We start from the raw sequence: 17,431 nt of genomic DNA, 5'->3' as shown, positions 1-17,431 counted from the left end.
TACAACTAAGCAGCAATTAAACAGGGCGTTCCCAGGGTTCGCCATACTGCCGATAGCCAACCTGCTTGAATGCCGAAATCATTCGCACATTCACAACGGCCGTATCGCAAAATATTCGCCAAGCTCCGATCTCTTGCAATATCCGCGTTCCTTGCAACAAAAGATCTTTGGCAAAACCAAATCCTCGATACTCCGGTACGACTCCCATGTAATAGAGGGTGCCTTCTTCTAAATCCCCTTTAGCACAACCATTGAACGTCACAGGAAGGACAACCCCTACAATATCTCCGTTATCGTTAATTCCAAACTGCCACCAGTCATCTTGATACGAGAAGTCATCCCTGGCTGAATTCAAAAACGCTTCAACCGCTGTGTGAGGATTATCCTCAGATGCTCTTCTTTGATCACTCGCATCCATCGAAAACGCCATGATACACGCAACAATTGACACTAATTGATCACTATGTTTTGCTTTGACTGGCTCAAACGTCAAACGCGATGGGACTTCCACCAGGGGTTTCGGTTCTTCCCACACGAAAGGTACTTTTAGGAAGGTTTGCTGACTCATCCGCAACTACAGCATAATTTGTGAATTTCTTCAAATACAGTACAAATACTACAAGCTAATTTTTCATCTTCTAAATGTTTAAAAATAACTGCGATCGCCCTCATTGATCCTCAAACTTTAAACTTCTTATGAAGCGATCACAATGATATCAATAGCTGAAGCGCAATCTTTAAATTGATTCCGTCTACTGCTCAGTCAGTTTCCATTCCCTCAGAAAAAGTAGTGACCAGATGACAAACCCCAATACGGCTGAACTTGTAATGGCATCCGTCCAGATAAACAGGTGCATTTTGAACGAGAACTGCGACCAGGAACCATAAAGATAATGACCTGGGCTGATCAGACCTGTTAGAGAATAAATGCCAAGACAGAGGTAGGCCAACCAAAACTTTCTCAAGCTGTAGAGCCAATAACCAATCATGCCAATGATAGTTAGAATTATCCAGGATTGATAAATGGATGGAGCCGTAATCCAGGCAGGTTGAGGATAATCTTCAATAAATCGGTAATTATCAGTGAAATGAATTGCAGTAGAAACAATACTGAAAATCAAAATTAGCTTCAGGACAGACTGAGTATTTACTTTAACGTTCATGCACTTAGCTCCCTAGTGTTGCGAAGACGAAGTTCTGCAATGTAGGGGGTTTGGGGGCTCGCCCCCAAGCAGGGGTTCCACCCCTTCACCCCTTTCAAAACTGATTTTTTGCTGTACTAGATTGAATCGTTGAATGGAACTCATCTCAAAACATTTTCGGGTTGACCAGCATCTGTTAAGTGGACATAGGGTAAAAACAAGGCTCGTTCCTCAGCCCGTAACCGTCTTGGGCGCATCGTTTCTCGATCGGCAAACAACCCTTTTTGCCATCCTTCTGCGGCTAAGGTTCCCTCAGCATTGACGAAACGGAATTGCATAGTGGCAGACGCATTTCGTAATTCAGAAAGCCACAACTCGATTTGAACGCGATCGCCCAAATAAAGCGGAGATTTATACATAATATTGGTTTGTACCAACACGGGGACAAAGCCCTGGTGAAAAATTTTGTGCGTCGGCATTCCGATCGCCTCTAGCAATTTGGTTCGTCCAATTTCCATCCATTGCACATAGATAGTGTTGTTCACATGCCCAATAAAGTCAATGTGAAACGAGTAAACTTCTGTCTCAAAGCAAACCTTCTGCATCTTGTTGCTCCCGAAGTCACCGACCAGTGACAAGCTATCATAGTCACCATCTGGTGACAAGTAGCTCAGGCAACATTCATGGCGCGAGACAAGGAAGAAACGAAAGCAAAAATTTTGACAGCTGTGGGCAAACTGCTGGCAGAGTCGGGATTTCGGCAGCTAGGGGTGAATGCGATCGCCCGTGAAGCAGGCGTAGATAAAGTCTTGATTTACCGATATTTTGAAAACCTACCCACTCTGTTGAAAACCTTCGGACAGGAAGGTGACTACTGGCTGACTGTTGAAGAACTGGTTGGGGATGAATCCAGCATTCAAGCAGAGTCGCTAGATGAATGGATGGACATACTGCTCGTCCGCTTTATGCAAGATCTGCAACAGCGAACGATTACCCAGGAGATTTTGCGGTGGGAACTGTTAGAAGGAAACGAGTTAACCCAAGAATTGGCTCAGGTGCGTGATCAGATGGCGATCGCTAGTTTGCAGTTTCTGAGTCAAAAGCATCCCTTTCCACCCGATAGAGATATTCCTGCTATCAGTGCGATATTGATTGCGGGAATTGTTTACTTAGTTTTGCGAGCTAAAGTGAATCCAACGTTTTTAGGACTTGATTTCAGTTCTGCATCCGGATGGCAACGAGTTGAAGCCGCAATTGCATCCCTCGTACAAGCCACAGTCCACAGTCATGAACAGTAGCGAGGTGCAGAACTGTGTATAAGTTTGCGGCGGCTTGCTCAACTGAATCCATTATTTTTGGAGCATCTAGACCAGGATATACAGATGTACAAATCCAGTCCTGGATGTCCTTTATGAAAGGTCAAGGGATTCAGCGAGTCTGCTGCCTATTGGACAAAGATCAGCTTGGTTGCTATCCAGATTTGTTGGGCTACTACAAACAAGCCTTTGGAGTTGAGAATGTCTGCTGGGCAGCGATCGCAGATTTTGAGATTTGCGATCGCACAACCCTTCACCACACGATTTTGCCGTTTCTCCTCACATCAGATCAATGTCAGCGTAAAACAGTCGTTCACTGTTCGGGCGGGATTGGACGAACGGGGCAGATTCTGGCTGCATGGCTGGTATTGGGACGAGGTTTGTCTCAGCAGGCAGCGATTCAGGCAGTTCGACAGACGGGCAGAAATCCTTATGAAGCTGTTATTGCGGCTCCTTTGCGGGGTAAAAATCCACTTCGAGTATTGGCAAACTTGAATCATCTTCTGGATACTGAAGGAGTCGGTTAATCAAGCTCCCCAAACCAGGGCACAGGCTTACCCTCTCGTCAGAAACGTCCTATGACGCCTTGCCAGGAATCTCAAGTTTTCTGGGCAAGCTTTTGATGTTTAATCAATCGCCAAAATCGCCAGATAAACAGCCCTGCAACAACAGCGATCGCCACCGATTGCCCAATCCACAAGCCGACACCTCCCATCTGCAACTGAAAGCCCAACACATAGCCTACTGACAGACCAATTCCCCAATATCCCAACACATTCAGCAACATTGGAATTTGAGTATCTTGCAATCCCTGGAGAGATCCATAAACTGCTTTTTGAAAGCCATCGAGAACTTGAGCGATCGCCGCGATAATTAATAGCGGAAGTGCGATTGCAACAATATTTGCATTTACCGGATTAGTAGTGTCGATGTAAAGACTAATAATGAATTTGGGAAAGAAGAGAAATGTACTCGACACACCGATCATAAAGATTGTAGTGACGCTCATGCTGACCAATGCGGCTTGTTGAATACCTGTGCGATCGCGTCGTCCCAACCACTGCCCGACTCGGACGGTTGTGGCATAAGAGATCCCTAAAGGAACCATGAACACAACCGTAATCGTTTGCAGCACAATCTGATGAGCAGCTAACACTTCAGTGCCTAACAGTCCCATACCGAACGTAATCACCATAAAAAATCCAGCTTCAAGACCAGAAAACAATCCGATCGGCACACCGATCCAGATTAATTCCTTCAAAATGCCGGGTCTGATCCGGTGCAGTTCCTGAAAAATGCGATAGTGTTTTAAGTTCTTGTTAGTGAGAATATACACCGCTAAAGCTAGAAACATTCCCCATAGCGTAATTACGCTGGCTAACGCTAATCCTGCAATTCCCATCTTAGGGAAGCCAAATTTACCAAAGCCAAGAATGTAATTCCAAACAATATTGAAAGCGGTTCCTGAGATGACAATGAGCATGATTGGACGCGCTTGAGATAGGGCCGAAACGGTTGCCCGCAGTGCTGCAAAGCCAACCACTGGAAACAGCCCCCACAGCATAATATCCAGGTAGGTGTTCGCAAGCTGAACCGTGGTTTCAGTTTGTCCTATGCGGCTCAATAGGATATCTAAATGTCCGGTGAACAGCATCGTTGGAATCGCTACCAATACCGACAACCACAATCCCTGACGAGCAATCTGCTCAACTCGCGTCTTTTGCCCTGCCCCAAATGCTTCAGCAATCAGTGGACTGACTCCCATGGCAACGCCACTCGCAGTCATCATGATACAGAGAAATGTAATAGCTGCCAGTCCTCCCGCCGCTAACACATCGGCTCCCATTCTTCCCATCATCACCGTATCAGCAAAACCTGTTGCAGATTGAGCAACCTGGGCACTGGCAAGGGGAACCGCCAACTTAAAAAACTCCCGTACTTCAACTAAAAAATTGTTCTTCTGCATCTGTATAACTGTCATGGTGAAATCGCCTCATTTTGTGTACTTTGTCCTTCGCCACTTGTCATTCATCATTCGTCATTCATCATTCGTCATTCATCATTCATCATTCATCATTCGTCATTCGTCGTTTGTTTGTTGTTGTGCAGTAGATAAGCATTCGGCAACTGGAGCTATGCATAAATAACCAATGACCAATAACCAGTGGCTAAATTACAACCGATCGCACCTCATCCACCTTTGAACTCATCGCTTTACCTTTCGTTGCATTTATATACAGTATCCTTTGCCTCACTAGAAGAAAAAGTAGTATATTGGCAAAACATCTGTGCCAGGCTGGAATAAATGCTGAATGTTCTCAATCAACTTCCTGAACTGATCGCCTTTGTCGAAAGTGTGGAGTGCAATAGCTTCAGTGCCGCTGCTCGATCGCTCGACACGACTCCCTCCGCCATCAGCAAGCGAGTTGCCAAATTAGAAGACCGATTAGGGGTACGGTTGCTGCAACGTACAACGCGATCGCTCAGCTTAACCGCAGAGGGAGCCGCTTATTACGAACGAGTCTCTCGCTTACTCAGGGAACTCGACGATGCCAATGATTTGGTTATTTCCAGAGGTAAGCCACGTGGCAAGCTAACAGTTAGTACATCATTGGATTTTGGGCAGTGGTTGCTCGTACAATCGATTCCAGAATTTCTAGCGCAATATCCAGAGATTCAGATTGACCTGCGGTTGAGCGATCGCGTCGTGGATTTAGTCACCGAGGGCATTGATGTCGCCATTCGTCTGGGTAATTTAGAAGATTCGCGTTTAATGGTTAGACCGCTCGGACAAACTCAGTTTGTGCTCTGTGCCGCACCAAGTTACCTCGAAACGCATGGCATTCCAACGACTCCCAACGACCTCATGCAGCACAACTGTTTGCAATATATGTTTCAGGGGCGACCAGAACCCTGGCTGTTTTGGATTGACCAGGAGTGGCAAACCGTTCCAGTGAAGGGTTCGTTTTATTCCGACAATGGCGGTGCCTTAAAAAATGCGGCGATCGCAGGATTAGGCATCACCCAGGTACTCGGTTTTCAAATCAAACAAGAAGTTGAGCAGGGGCAACTTATCCTGCTACTTCCCAATCAAATATCTCCTGGTCTTCCAGTTCATGCGCTGTTTACCCATCAGCGCAATTTATCACCACGAGTGCGAGTTTTTCTTGAGTTTTTGAACAGTTATTGCAGACAATTTTTAGGAAAGATGGAGAAAAATTTGAAGAAGATGGCATGAATAAATATAGCCATTCTATTGGATCCATGAAGAAGTCTGAGATATGGTCAATGGTCAATCGTCAATGGTTAATGGTCAGTGGTCAATGGTTAATGGTTAATGGTTAATGGTCAATCGTTAGTGGTCAATCGTCAGTTGTCAATGGTTAATAGTTAATGGTCAGTGGTTGATGGTTAATGGTCAGTGGTTAATGGTTAATGGTTAATGGTCAATAGTTGCCGATCATACACAAATTACAAATAACGAATGACGAATGGAAGAGTAGGTTTCACGATCAGTTCAGATTGCTATAACACTAACCCAAAATATTCCTTTGGTCAGAAAACTGAGGACAAAGCTAATGACTCAAACCCTGATGCTGGGAAAGTTTCCTGACTCGCCTCTGCTCTATGGAACGTGGCTACGGCTATAAATCAGTTCGATGTTGGGTAGGGGTGGGTTTTACCATCAAACCCATTTCAAGGTGCAGATTAGTCTGCTAAACCCGCCCATACAATTTGCGGATTTATTAAATCCACTATCCTAAGTACTGTGATTCACAGATAGGGTTTGGAAATAAAACCAGGGGGGTATGGGGGCTTCGCCCCCAGTCAGGGGTTCCACCCCTGCACCCGAATTCCCACCCCTATTTACGACGAGTTGTACTAAGTCAGAGATCACAAAATGATCCCTGGTCGAAGGCTAACTCTGCCAGAAAGGTGTCCTCGACTCGCCCGAATGCTTCTCATCACACAATGGCTGCCAATCTCCTCCTTAAGGGAGTGAATTAGGTTATCCCATCTGTCCTACTGTGATTCAAGCAATTACAGTAGTTATGTCCTCGACTAAATCATTGCCCATCTCAACCTTGGTTCGCCAGTTACGACAGGATCTCAATCTGTCTCAGGAGAAATTTGCGGCAAAATTGGGCGTTTCCTTTAAAACGGTGAATCGGTGGGAGCGAGGACATACTTTACCATCTCCAATGGCACTGAAACGGATTGAAGATTTATCGTACGAAATGGGCGACTCTGGGAGAGTCTTGTTGAAACAGTATTGCCCAGAGGGAGAATTGGATGTCTGAAGCCATGCCCTCTGTCAGTTTAGATAATGTTTTGATTACGGATGCGTTAGTCCAGAGAGCACCCCGAACCCCTAACTTACAAGCTGAGACTCAAGCACTTCACCTGCTGGCGCGGCAACTGGCAGAGCAATCGCAAACGATGCTCAAGACGCTGGTGACCGTCGCAAAAGACCTCTGTCAGGCAGGATCTGCCGGAGTGAGCCTCCTAGACGTAACGCCGGATGGGGAAGAAATCTTTCGTTGGAATGCTTTAGCTGGAGCGTTAGAAGGCTATGAGGGGGGAACAACGCCAAGAAGCTTTAGCCCCTGTGGCACTTGTTTAGATCGGCGATCGCCCCAACTGTATTCCTATCCTGAGCGGTTTTTTAACGACTTTCAGCAAGCCAAACCAGCGATCGTTGAGGGTTTGGTAGTTCCACTCATGGGGGCAACTCAGCCGTTAGGCACGATTTGGGTTGTGTCTCATGACGACACTCGACAGTTTGACGCTGAAGACGTGCGGGTTTTGACTAGCCTCGCAGATTTCACGGCGGCAGCACTGCAAAGTATTCACCTGCGCCAAACGGCAGAGGTCGCCTTACAGCAGGAGCAAGCGACCCGTCGAGAAGCTGAAGCGACCCGTCAAGCCCTCGATGAATCGGCACAACGAGCCATTGAAATTCTAGAAAGTATTACCGATGCTGTTGTCTGTATAGATCACAACTGGCAAATTACCTATGTTAATCAGGAAGCTACCCGACTAGCCAATCTACAGCCCCATGAAATCATCGGAAAGACACATCGAGAGATGCCGTCTGGCGTCATTGGAAGCGTAATTGAACAAACGAATTGCCGGATGACAGCCGAGGCAGGAGCGGTTCACTTCGAGACGTTTGATAGAGCTTCAGAGATGTCACTAGAGGTACATGCCTATCCCTGTAAGACAGGTTTTAGCATTTATTTTCAAGACATTACCAGGCGTAAGCAAGAGAAAGCTAAACGTCAGCAAGCAGAATCTGCCTTATATGAGAGCGAGACTCGCTTTCGTTTAATTGTCGAGAGCACGAAAGACTATGCTATCTTTACGCTCGACCTGAATGGCATCATCACCAGTTGGAACCCCGGAGCAGAACGGTTACTCGGTTACACAGAGGCAGAAATTGTCGGTCAACCCAGTCACACCATCTTTGTCCCTGAAGATCGAGCGACCGGACAAGCCGAGCAAGAACTCCGAACTGCGCTGAATGAAGAGCGAGCACAGGACGATCGCTGGCATCTCCGCAAAGACGGGAGCCGATTTTTTGCCAGTGGCTTGCTCATGCAACTGCACGATGAGGCAGGCAATCTTCAGGGATTGGTCAAGATCCTGCGGGATATGACCGAAGCCCATCAAGCAAGGGAACGGGAGCGGTTTTTGTCTGAGTCCAGTGCTGTGTTAGCGGGAACCCTCGATTACAAAACCACGTTATTTAACATTGCGCGACTGGCCGTACCCTTTTTGGCGGACTTTTGCTTCTTTGATATTCTCAACAGCCATCATCAGGTTGAACGAGTCGCATGGCATCACAGTGATCCAACCAGGCAGGATTGGTTTGAGAAGCTACAGCGATATACACCACCCACTGCTTCCAGGAATCATCCCATTACCCATGTTTTGAACACAGGTAACGCTAATTTGGTTTCTCAGGTGACCGAGGAGTGGACACAAGCCACGGCGATCGATGCTGACCACCTGCAATTTATTCAGGAGAGCCAGGTGCGATCGCTCATCACCGTCCCCTTGATTGCACATGGTCGCACCCTTGGGGCTTTAACGGTTTGCTTGACCGCAGCCTCTAGTCGTTGCTACACCCAGACCGATCTGGTACTGGCAGAAGAATTAGGACGACGGGCAGCGTTAGCCTTGGATAATGCTCAACTGTATCACCAGGCGCAGGAATCAAATCGACTCAAAGATGAGTTTATGGCAGTGCTGTCGCATGAGTTGCGATCGCCCCTCAACCCCATTCTGGGTTGGCTTCAGATGATCCGCAGAGGCAAGCTGACTAAAGCCCAAATTGAACATGCCTGGGCAACAATTGAGCGCAATGCCAAACTGCAAGCCCAATTAGTCGAAGATTTGCTAGATATCTCTCGGATTTTGCGGGGTAAGTTGAGCCTCAATTCGAGTGTGGTCAACCTGGCTGCAACAATTCAAGCGGCAATTGAAACGGTTCATCTGGCAGCCCAAGCCAAATCAATCGATTTACGATTTACGATTTGCGAGTTTGGATTACAAGATAGCCGACATCCAAAACCCAACATGCAACATCCAAAATTGGAAGTTTTAGGAGATGCAACCCGTTTACAGCAAGTGATCTGGAATCTTCTTTCTAATGCCGTGAAGTTCACACCCGAAGGCGGACGAGTTGAAATTAATTTGTCATCAGTCAGTCGTCATTCGTCATCGGTAACCACCAAAGAACGAGTGACCCACGACAAAAAACTAATGACAAACTACGCTCAAATTAGGGTCAGTGATACAGGTATTGGCATTTCTCCTAACTTCTTACCCTCCGTGTTTGATTATTTTCGACAATCGGATAGCGCAACAACACGCCGATTTGGAGGACTCGGCTTAGGGCTCGCGATCGTGCGTCAGTTAGTTGAGGCGCATGGTGGAACGGTGTGGGCAGAAAGCTCAGGAGAAGGGCAAGGGGCAACGTTTACAGTAAGGCTGCCGCTCCTTGCTGCTGAGTCTACGACAACGACAGATAGCCCACCCTCTGAAGCGGTTTCTAATCTCAAGGGCACTCAAATTTTAGTGATCGATAACGAGTCGGATGCATTGGAGTTTGTTGCGTTTGTGCTAGAACAAGCTGGAGCAAGTGTCATTCCCGCTGCTTCCGCAGATGAAGCGTTGACATTGTTATCTCGATCGCAACCCGATGTGTTGCTCAGTGATATTGGCATGCCCGATATGGATGGCTATATGTTGATGCAACAGGTGCGATCGCTGCCTCCTGAGCAGGGTGGTCACGTTCCGGCGATCGCGCTGACGGCTTATGCCGGAGACATCAATTATCAAAAAGCAATATCAGCCGGGTTTCAACGACATCTTGCCAAACCAATTGAGCCAGGAGCGTTAATCAAAGCGATCGCTGATTTAATCAAGCAAAACCAACGTCAATGACCGGAACATGGTAGTGCCCCGGAGGGAAAGTCAGGAAGCTCCCCCAGAATCTATTATTTGAGCCATCGCTTGCATGGTGTGTAGGAGTTATGTAGGGCGAACTAAATGAGCGATCGCCTGTACCAATGCCTCTGGTTCAATGGGCTTCGAGATGTGCTTTTGAAAGCCTGCGGCAAGCACCTGTTGTTGATTGGTGTCACCTGCGTAAGCGGTGAGTGCGATCGCCGGAATTGTTCCCCCTTGTTCAGGAGCTAACGTCCTCACCTGCCGAATCAACATGTACCCGTCCATATCGGGCATTCCGATGTCACTGAGTAAGATATCTGGTCTGGTTTGAGGCAGAATAAGCAGAGCTTCGGGAGCAGACATAGCGGCTGCCACCTGTGCCCCTTGTTGCTCCAACACAAACACCACCAATTCTCGTGTATCAGGTTCATCATCTACGATCAGAATTTTGATGCCGTTCAAACTGAGGGACTGCTGAGGCGATCGCTCATCCTGGTTCACCTGTGATGGAGTGGGTATGAGGGGCAGTCGAATGGTAAAGGTTGCACCTTGACCCTCGCCTAAGCTGTCGGCTCGAATCGTTCCTCCATGTAGTTCGACCAAATGCCGCACGATCGCCAACCCTAACCCTAATCCACCAAACTTGCGGGTTGTCGCCCCATCCGCTTGACGGAAGTAGTCAAACACATAGGGTAAGAAGTCAGGCGCAATTCCCTGTCCTGTATCGCTAACGGTAATTTGAACATAAGCGTGCAGGGGTGAAGAGGCAGAGGAGTAGCGGGGTAGAGAGGATTTCCTTCGCTCCTCTACTCCACTCCTCCACTCTTCCCCCTCCTCATGCTCAACGTGTTCCAAGTAAACCTTTACCTGTCCTCCCTCTGGAGTAAACTTCACCGCATTCGAGAGAAGATTCCAAACGACTTGCTGTAACCGAGTAGCATCCCCCGAAACTAGAAATTTTGGATGTTGGATGTTGGATGTTGGATTGTCCTCGTCTTCCAATCCAATATCTAAAATCATCAATTGCAAATCGATTGCTTTGGCTTCTGCTGCCAGACGTACCGTTTCCATTGCAGCTCGAATAGTAGAAGCAAGGTTAACCGGAGCGACATTGAGGCTCAGTTTCCCGCGCAGAATCCGCGATACATCCAGCAAATCTTCAATTAATTCCGATTGCAGTTTGGCATTTCGTTCGATCGTGGCTAAAGCTTGGGCGGTCTTCGTTGGATCTAACTTGCCGTTCTGGAGCAGTTTAGACCAACCGAGGATGGGATTGAGGGGCGATCGCAATTCATGCGATAACACTGCCAAAAATTCGTCTTTGATGCGGTTAGCTCGTTCGGCTGCTTCCCGCGCAGCTTGTTCGCGTTCTAAAAGCTGTTTCCGTTGGGCTTCGTCCTGTCGCTGCTCAATCAGGTCAGCCGCTTGCCGCGCCAACAAATCGAGAAATCGTAACTCGCGATTGGCTTCGCCAAGCTCCGAAGAATCCCTCGGTCGGCGGTGTGTGCGCCAATGAGTAGAAACCATGCCGATGGGCTTGCCTGATCGAGACAGGAGCGGCGTGGACTGGGCAGAGAGCAGCCCAGACTCGACATGCAGCCGCATCGACCCGTCAGGATCTTCGCTATCTGGCACATCAAAATTCACAAATGCTCGCTCACCCGTTGCCAGAGCAATGCCACAGGATGTACTGCAACTCGTGGTCAAGCGATTGAACTGCTTCACCAGGGCTGGGCTGATGCCTTGAGTGGCAAGCAACAACAGTTCTTGGGTTTCATGATTGAAGAATTGGAACGAGCCAGCATCCGCCTGCGTAAGCGCGATCGCTGCCGCTAAAATTTCGTCATAAAGCACCTGAATATCGGTTTCAGTGGTCAGTCGTGCGCTCAGGTCACGCAACAATTGGGTATCTCTTAGATCGGCGGCGATCGCAGCTTCAGCTTGTCTGCGATCGTGAATATCAACCGATGCACCAAACCAGCGAATAATCTCCCCCGTTTCTGGGTGACGATACGGCTCGGCTTTGACGAGGAACCAGCGATAGGTTCCATCCGCCGCTCGAATTCGGTGTTCGATCGTCAAGGTGTTGCTCGTCTGTTGTGCCTGGTTGAACGCCCCCATCGTCAGGGCACCATCATCGGGATGAACGAAGTTAGCCACAACCTCTGCCACTGTTGTCAGTTCACAAGGCACTCCGGTGTAGTTGCTCCATTGCTTATTGAAAAACTCAACTCGACCGTCTGAGTCCGTAATCCAGACAATTTGCGGCACTGCATCTGCCATCAACCGAAACCGCTCTTCACTCTCACGCAAGGCTTCTTTGATATCGACTTCACTCTGAATGTCGGTGCAGGTGCCGACCCATTTTTTGATAGTTCCCGTTGCATCTTTGATGGGAATACCCCGCACCAACTGCCAACGCCATTCCCCAGTGCGATCGCGAAATCGGTGTTGAATTTCTAACGGCTCCCCCGACTGAAGGCTATGCTCCCATTGTCGCAACGTGTTCGGCAGATCTTCCGGATGCGTGATTTGCTGCCAACTCTGATCATACAGTTGCTCTGGCGGAAGACCGATGTAGTCTGCCCACTGGTCACTCAAGTAGTCCACCCTACCGTCAGGCGTTGCCGTCCAAATTAATTGGGGAATGGTAGCGGTGAGCGTGCGGAACTGCTCCTCACTTTCGCGCAGGGCAGTCTCAACCCGCGTGCGTTCCAGTTTTGACCAAATTCGATTTGCCAATTCGCGCATCAACTCAATCTCATCGCTGCGCCAGTTGTAAGGGGTTTGATGATAAACACTCAAGGAAAATTTCCACTCATTGTCCCGAATCAGTGGAACGTTAATAAACGAACCAATTTTGAGGGGGGCAAATCGCTCTGAATCCGCAATTCGGGGGTCAGTTGTGACATCGCGGACAATAAGGGTTCGTCCAGCTTTCGCCGTTTGGAAAAATTCGTCTGTGACAAATTCTGTCAGATGATAAACCCCAATTAAACTGGGTACCTCCTGCTGATGCCAACTGTGATGAATTGCTGCGACCCCTGCACTTTCATTAATTTCGACAAAGGCACAAATGGATATTTGCAGATATTGGTTTAACTGTTCACCGGTCGCTTGAATCATCTCTTCGGCACAGGTTGCCTCAGCCAGGTTTTGAGTAACCGTCGCAAAAAATTCAGCACTCAACATGGCCTGTTTGCGCTCGGTAACATCTAACACAATCGCCACTGCCGATTGCGGGTTGCCATTGCGATCGCGGTTCACCGATACGCTATTGTTGACCCAGACAATCGAGCCATCTTTGCGAATGTAGCGTTTCTCAATTTCAAACGGTGCGCCTTCAGTCCGCATTCGATGGAACAGTTCGACATTGCGGGGTAGGTCTTCAGGATGGGTAATGTCCTGCATTCGTCGCTGCCGCAGTTCCTCGGCTGAGTAGCCAGTGATATCACAATACTTCTGATTGACCAGCGTCAGGTTGCCATCAAGATCGGTGCAGGCAACACCTGTCACAGCTTGATTAACAATGGCTCGATACCGCTCCTCTGACTCCCGCAACCTTTCCTCTGCTTGCCTGCGCTGGTCTTCAATTTGCCTGCGCTCGGTGATGTCGCGCGAGATGGACAACAGCCGTTCAACTTGCCCCTCGGTTCCTCGAATTGGGCTGATTTTGACATCCCACCACTTCGGTTTGCCACGGGGGGTTGGACAATAGCCTTGAAACGTGCAAACTTCACCTGTTCTTGCTTTAGCGATCGCATCTATTGCCGCTTGCCGACCCGTTCCTTGCCAAAATTTTACCCAGGAGGTATTCAGAAAAGGCGTTATATCCTGGATGTCCAGTAACGCTTGTCCCCCCCGATTCATGAACAGGATTCGCCCGTCCAAATCCAATACCTTAATGCAGTCATCACTGCTATTGAGAATTTGCAATGCCTGAATTTCCAACGCTAAATCGGGCTGTTGGTCTGGGGAATCTGCTACTTCTGCTGTTGTTTGATCACGGGCTTCAGCAATACCCTGAGAAAGGTTTTGAGATGAGTCATTGCCTGAATCGATAGAGCAGCGGAGATTATCGGTCATAGGATCTCTCCATCCTCACTCTGAAAAGTATTTAGCCAGCAAATCTTGACCCGCCTCGCCCATCTGATGCAGCAAGGACTCAATCTGCTTCAATGCAATGGGTAGGGGCTTCGTCCGCCCATTCTCCCAACGATTAATACTTTGAAATGAAACCCCTAACTTTGCGGCAAATTTAACTTGCGAAAGTTCTAAACGCTGCCGCGTTTCCCGCACGAGATCTGCTAACTGAGGATGGTCGATTGCAGGCATAGGTACAGTAACAACAATTCTAGTTAGATATACCACCTGATATAGCGATCGCTCCTCCGTCTTAAGGCGCAAAGGTCAAAGCTACACGCCCTCCGTGATCAATAAGGAGGTAGCCCTGACAGTAGTCCTATTTAGGCCAGGATGGGGACTAAGAGAGCGAGCGTAAGAGGGTGTGAGCATGGGCATTTCGCACTCTCACACTCGCTCACATCCTTCCCTCCAGGGCACACTGTCCTGATACAAGCGACCTTTTCACAATCAATCGAGGGGTTTGCTGACGTTGATGCGCCAGTACTGCACCACAGTGAATTTGACAGGGAAGGGGTAGAGGGGTAAGGAAGTAGAAGGATGACTGGAGGATAATTCGCTAGCTCCTCCACTCCTCTACCTCTCCACAATCTGCTTATGGTCAACTACGAGTGTTTAACCCAAATTGACATTATCTAGACAGGCTGTGCAGTGACTTTAAATGCAAAGTCATCGAAATCTTTATCTCCGCCACGCCACAGATCCTCAAAGCCAAACGTATTTCCATTCAAGACACGAACATGCCTTGCTCTATCAGCATTAGCTCCCCGGAATGCAAAGTAAGCATGGGGAATTTTTTCAGAGCCGTTGGCATCTTTGGACAAATACTCTCCTGGCGTACTATTTGCAATCAAGAAAGGAGCCAACAAAGTATTGGTTGAAGTGCGAACTGTAACATCCCCTGTGTCGCGAGTCAGGTTAACTCCCCGGAGTCGCTGCTGAAGGGCAGCTCGTGCATACCCAGCTTTGCCGGGTTGAATGAGAGTTCCTGAAACCGGATCTAAAACATCTCCACGAGTATTGGCGACTTTATAGAAGCCTACAGAATTGTTGTACAGTGCATTGCTATGAATGTCACTGAAGGAAAGTTTAACGGTTCTATCAATTCGACCATCCTGATTCAAATCGAGTTTCCTCAAGTTAATGACACCTGATCGGGTAAAGATATTTCTTGGTCTTACTGCTGCAATTGGATTCGGTTGATTCCCTCCAGACAGGGTTGGTATAGCTGTTGGAGTCATGGAAATGCTATTCCCTGAGGAGTTAATCGGGTTATTTACAAATGTAGGATCAGCAGGACTTGGCATGACAGGAGTAGCACCCAGAGTATTCGGATCCGTCGGCAGTGTTTCCCCGGTAATGGTTGGCTCCACCAGAGGAGAGTCAGTTGGCAGTGTGCCTCCATTGTTTGGATCAGTGAGGGTTGGGTTTACTGGAGTAGAAACAACCGGAGTGGTGGGATCCGTAGGGGGTGGGTCTACTGGAGTGGAAACAACCGGAGCATTTTGATTGATGAAATCAATCAAGGCATCATATTTGGGCGAACTATCTTGCCCCACATGTTCTAAGGCTCCCCACGATCCCCATCGGCTCGGTTGCCCAATTGCAACAAAGTTCATGAACGTATCTAAGCCTCGCTCCTGGAGTCCCTCCAGATATTTGCGGTAAACCTCTCCCATTCTGGGATCACGGTTGGCTTGAATAAATAGGTCAGTGATAGCCTGGTTATTTTCAGTTCCATCCTGGTTAGTATCTAAATGCTGTCCTCCCTCATAGGCAACTAGATCAAGTCCATACTGGTCTGACAAAGTAGCGTGTTTTGTTACGTGGTCAAGGGCAGCCGCTAACGCACCACCCGGTTTCCCATTGGAGAGAACTCCTCCCTGGTTGATTTCCTGAAATACTTTGTTCAGCCCACCATCCGGATCTTGTGTCCAACCCTCGATTTCAGCTGCATTCGCTTGACTTGCTCGGAGACTTACATAAGGAGCGATCGCCAATGAATCGACTGTGTAATTAGGGTCATACTGCTTCACCGTGTTTAAGGCTTGCCCAGCAACCCAGGCGTTACCCGACTGACCACTCAAGACAGTATCGACCCTATCATTGCCCAAAACACTATCCCAGATATCGCCAATCTGTTCAGTGCGACGAGCATACCACTGATACCACTGCATTCCTTCTTTTGCCGCTTGTTCCGTTACCCATTGATATTGTTCAAAGATGGGGTTCCAAACTTCGTTGGAATACTCCACATGAACTTTGAGATTGGGGTTAAGTTTCTCCTTAACCAGCTTGGCAAAATTAGTAATGTATTCATCTGTCGCTTGGTGAGGAATGGTGAACCAGGGGTCTTTGCCCGTTTTGTTCGCCAGTTCAATCATGACCTCGATAGGAACACCCTTACCCGTTGCGTAAGTTGAATCCTCAAGACGGGGGCGGTTATTCCAATCTCCCTGGTCAGAATTGTTAGTTCGCATCCAATCCATAAACCGGAATGAGGAGAAGTCATCAATCTTCTCAATCAGTTCTGGATTAAAGATTTGAGTTTGATAGGTCTGTTCATAGGCTTCTGGGACGACGCGAATATTGCGGATGTAATTTCCCGTTCTATTGGGGTCAGTGGCAGTGATTGCCAGGTAAATGCCTGCATTGGATGGAGTGACATCGATAACATCCCGTCCTGGAGTAGAAGCCGCCACATTACGTTTGGCGTCAGACCCATATTGAATGGTGCCTTCACCCTCGTAAAGAACAACATATCGACCACCGGGATAATTTCCTCCAACACGATTCATTAGCGTGCCGACCTTGGTAAAGTTAGCACCCGATTGAGGGAGTGATCTAACCCAACCATTCGCATCCAGGTCAAGCTTGCTCGATTCTTTCGTGTCCCAGGTCGTGTTAGTTTGCGTAACCCACGGGGCAGAAGCCTTAAATAAGTCGATGAATGGAAGCTGAGTGGAATAGTAGGTTACTGAGTCCAGATTTGTTCCGACTTGAGTCGATTGTTGAGATGTATTTGTGGTAACCATGCTTTATCCTCGTGAGTAACATCAGTTGGTAGATACACTGAGTTGCTCTCTTGGGAAAACATTGAGTATTGATTGAAAAACCGACAAACTACCTCAACGGTAGTATAGAACTGATATCAAGTCGTACGAAGCAATGACATCATCTGAGTTTTGAGCTTACAAAAACCTGATTCTTGATTATTTGACGGTTCAGAGTAATTTCAAAGACGTTTAACGAGTCGCAAATCCATCTACTCATTGCATACAACTCACAACACTCCTCTTAAAAAAAAGTCTACTTAGAGATAACTTTTTGAAGTTGAATTGCAATTGAGATGAGTGATTTCACTCAAAGATA

12 protein-coding genes and 2 pseudogenes are annotated in these 17,431 nt (G+C 47.8%); 6 read left to right on the top strand and 8 right to left on the bottom strand.

Features of this window, described 5'->3' with window-relative positions; all coding sequences use genetic code 11:
• Positions 1-16 precede the first annotated feature (16 nt).
• From H6G89_RS21900 to H6G89_RS21890, 3 genes are all read right to left on the bottom strand, one after another.
• The gene (locus H6G89_RS21900; RefSeq protein WP_190510324.1) at positions 17-568 is read right to left on the bottom strand and encodes a GNAT family N-acetyltransferase; all 552 of its coding nucleotides are present in this window, start codon (positions 566-568) and stop codon (positions 17-19) included.
• 184 nt (positions 569-752) lie between these two features.
• Positions 753-1,163, bottom strand: a complete 411-nt coding sequence (locus tag H6G89_RS21895) for a hypothetical protein (protein WP_190510322.1) — start codon at positions 1,161-1,163, stop codon at positions 753-755.
• A gap of 140 nt (positions 1,164-1,303) precedes the next feature.
• A complete protein-coding gene (locus tag H6G89_RS21890) occupies positions 1,304-1,747 on the bottom strand; it encodes an acyl-CoA thioesterase (RefSeq protein ID WP_190510320.1) in 444 nt (147 codons plus the stop codon).
• A gap of 78 nt (positions 1,748-1,825) precedes the next feature.
• Between H6G89_RS21890 and H6G89_RS21885 the strand changes: the two genes are divergently transcribed.
• Together H6G89_RS21885 and H6G89_RS21880 are read left to right on the top strand one after the other, a co-directional pair.
• On the top strand, positions 1,826-2,440 hold the full coding sequence (locus tag H6G89_RS21885; protein WP_190510318.1) for a TetR/AcrR family transcriptional regulator: 615 nt from the start codon (positions 1,826-1,828) through the stop codon (positions 2,438-2,440).
• Positions 2,441-2,454: 14 nt separating this feature from the next.
• Positions 2,455-2,985 (top strand): protein-tyrosine phosphatase family protein, encoded by a 531-nt coding sequence (locus H6G89_RS21880; protein ID WP_190510316.1) that lies wholly within the window; start codon positions 2,455-2,457, stop codon positions 2,983-2,985.
• A 71-nt stretch (positions 2,986-3,056) separates the two neighbouring features.
• Here H6G89_RS21880 and H6G89_RS21875 read toward each other — a convergent pair whose 3' ends face one another.
• A complete protein-coding gene (locus H6G89_RS21875) occupies positions 3,057-4,439 on the bottom strand; it encodes an MATE family efflux transporter (protein ID WP_190510313.1) in 1,383 nt (460 codons plus the stop codon).
• Between the two features lie 324 nt (positions 4,440-4,763).
• On the opposite strand from H6G89_RS21875, the gene H6G89_RS21870 reads away from it, so the two are divergent.
• From H6G89_RS21870 to H6G89_RS36600, 4 genes and pseudogenes are all read left to right on the top strand, one after another.
• Positions 4,764-5,696 (top strand): LysR family transcriptional regulator, encoded by a 933-nt coding sequence (locus H6G89_RS21870; RefSeq protein WP_190510311.1) that lies wholly within the window; start codon positions 4,764-4,766, stop codon positions 5,694-5,696.
• A gap of 814 nt (positions 5,697-6,510) precedes the next feature.
• The gene (locus tag H6G89_RS21865; protein WP_190510309.1) at positions 6,511-6,759 is read left to right on the top strand and encodes a helix-turn-helix domain-containing protein; all 249 of its coding nucleotides are present in this window, start codon (positions 6,511-6,513) and stop codon (positions 6,757-6,759) included.
• Positions 6,752-8,083, top strand: a pseudogene (locus H6G89_RS36605) (PAS domain S-box protein); the annotation flags it as partial. The gene H6G89_RS21865 and the pseudogene H6G89_RS36605, both read left to right, overlap by 8 nt.
• A complete protein-coding gene (locus H6G89_RS36600; RefSeq protein ID WP_441339451.1) occupies positions 8,057-9,910 on the top strand; it encodes a hybrid sensor histidine kinase/response regulator in 1,854 nt (617 codons plus the stop codon). The pseudogene H6G89_RS36605 and the gene H6G89_RS36600, both read left to right, overlap by 27 nt.
• 87 nt (positions 9,911-9,997) lie before the next feature.
• Here the strand turns inward: H6G89_RS36600 and H6G89_RS36460 are convergent, their stop codons facing one another.
• From H6G89_RS36460 to H6G89_RS21845, 4 genes and pseudogenes are all read right to left on the bottom strand, one after another.
• Positions 9,998-11,815 (bottom strand): hybrid sensor histidine kinase/response regulator, encoded by a 1,818-nt coding sequence (locus H6G89_RS36460; protein WP_375539704.1) that lies wholly within the window; start codon positions 11,813-11,815, stop codon positions 9,998-10,000.
• A 42-nt stretch (positions 11,816-11,857) separates the two neighbouring features.
• Positions 11,858-14,002: pseudogene (locus H6G89_RS36455) on the bottom strand (PAS domain S-box protein); the annotation flags it as partial.
• A gap of 15 nt (positions 14,003-14,017) precedes the next feature.
• Positions 14,018-14,323 carry a helix-turn-helix domain-containing protein gene (locus H6G89_RS21850; RefSeq protein WP_309230081.1) on the bottom strand — a complete coding sequence of 102 codons (306 nt, stop codon included), beginning with the start codon at positions 14,321-14,323 and terminating at the stop codon, positions 14,018-14,020.
• A 371-nt stretch (positions 14,324-14,694) separates the two neighbouring features.
• Complete coding sequence (locus tag H6G89_RS21845) at positions 14,695-17,094, bottom strand: DUF4114 domain-containing protein (protein ID WP_190510302.1); 2,400 nt, start codon at positions 17,092-17,094, stop codon at positions 14,695-14,697.
• Positions 17,095-17,431: the final 337 nt, after the last annotated feature.

This window comes from Oscillatoria sp. FACHB-1407, from assembly GCF_014697545.1.
In the GTDB taxonomy this organism is placed as follows: domain Bacteria; phylum Cyanobacteriota; class Cyanobacteriia; order Elainellales; family Elainellaceae; genus FACHB-1407.
This window is presented reverse-complemented; position numbering and strand designations above follow the sequence as displayed.

Coding starts and splice junctions, on each gene's coding strand:
- H6G89_RS21900 (WP_190510324.1), bottom strand. CDS start 568: ATGAGTCAGCAAACCTTCCTAAAAGTACCTTTCGTGTGGGAAGAACCG.
- H6G89_RS21895 (WP_190510322.1), bottom strand. CDS start 1,163: ATGAACGTTAAAGTAAATACTCAGTCTGTCCTGAAGCTAATTTTGATT.
- H6G89_RS21890 (WP_190510320.1), bottom strand. CDS start 1,747: ATGCAGAAGGTTTGCTTTGAGACAGAAGTTTACTCGTTTCACATTGAC.
- H6G89_RS21885 (WP_190510318.1), top strand. CDS start 1,826: ATGGCGCGAGACAAGGAAGAAACGAAAGCAAAAATTTTGACAGCTGTG.
- H6G89_RS21875 (WP_190510313.1), bottom strand. CDS start 4,439: ATGACAGTTATACAGATGCAGAAGAACAATTTTTTAGTTGAAGTACGG.
- H6G89_RS21870 (WP_190510311.1), top strand. CDS start 4,764: ATGCTGAATGTTCTCAATCAACTTCCTGAACTGATCGCCTTTGTCGAA.
- H6G89_RS21865 (WP_190510309.1), top strand. CDS start 6,511: ATGTCCTCGACTAAATCATTGCCCATCTCAACCTTGGTTCGCCAGTTA.
- H6G89_RS36600 (WP_441339451.1), top strand. CDS start 8,057: ATGCAACTGCACGATGAGGCAGGCAATCTTCAGGGATTGGTCAAGATC.
- H6G89_RS21845 (WP_190510302.1), bottom strand. CDS start 17,094: ATGGTTACCACAAATACATCTCAACAATCGACTCAAGTCGGAACAAAT.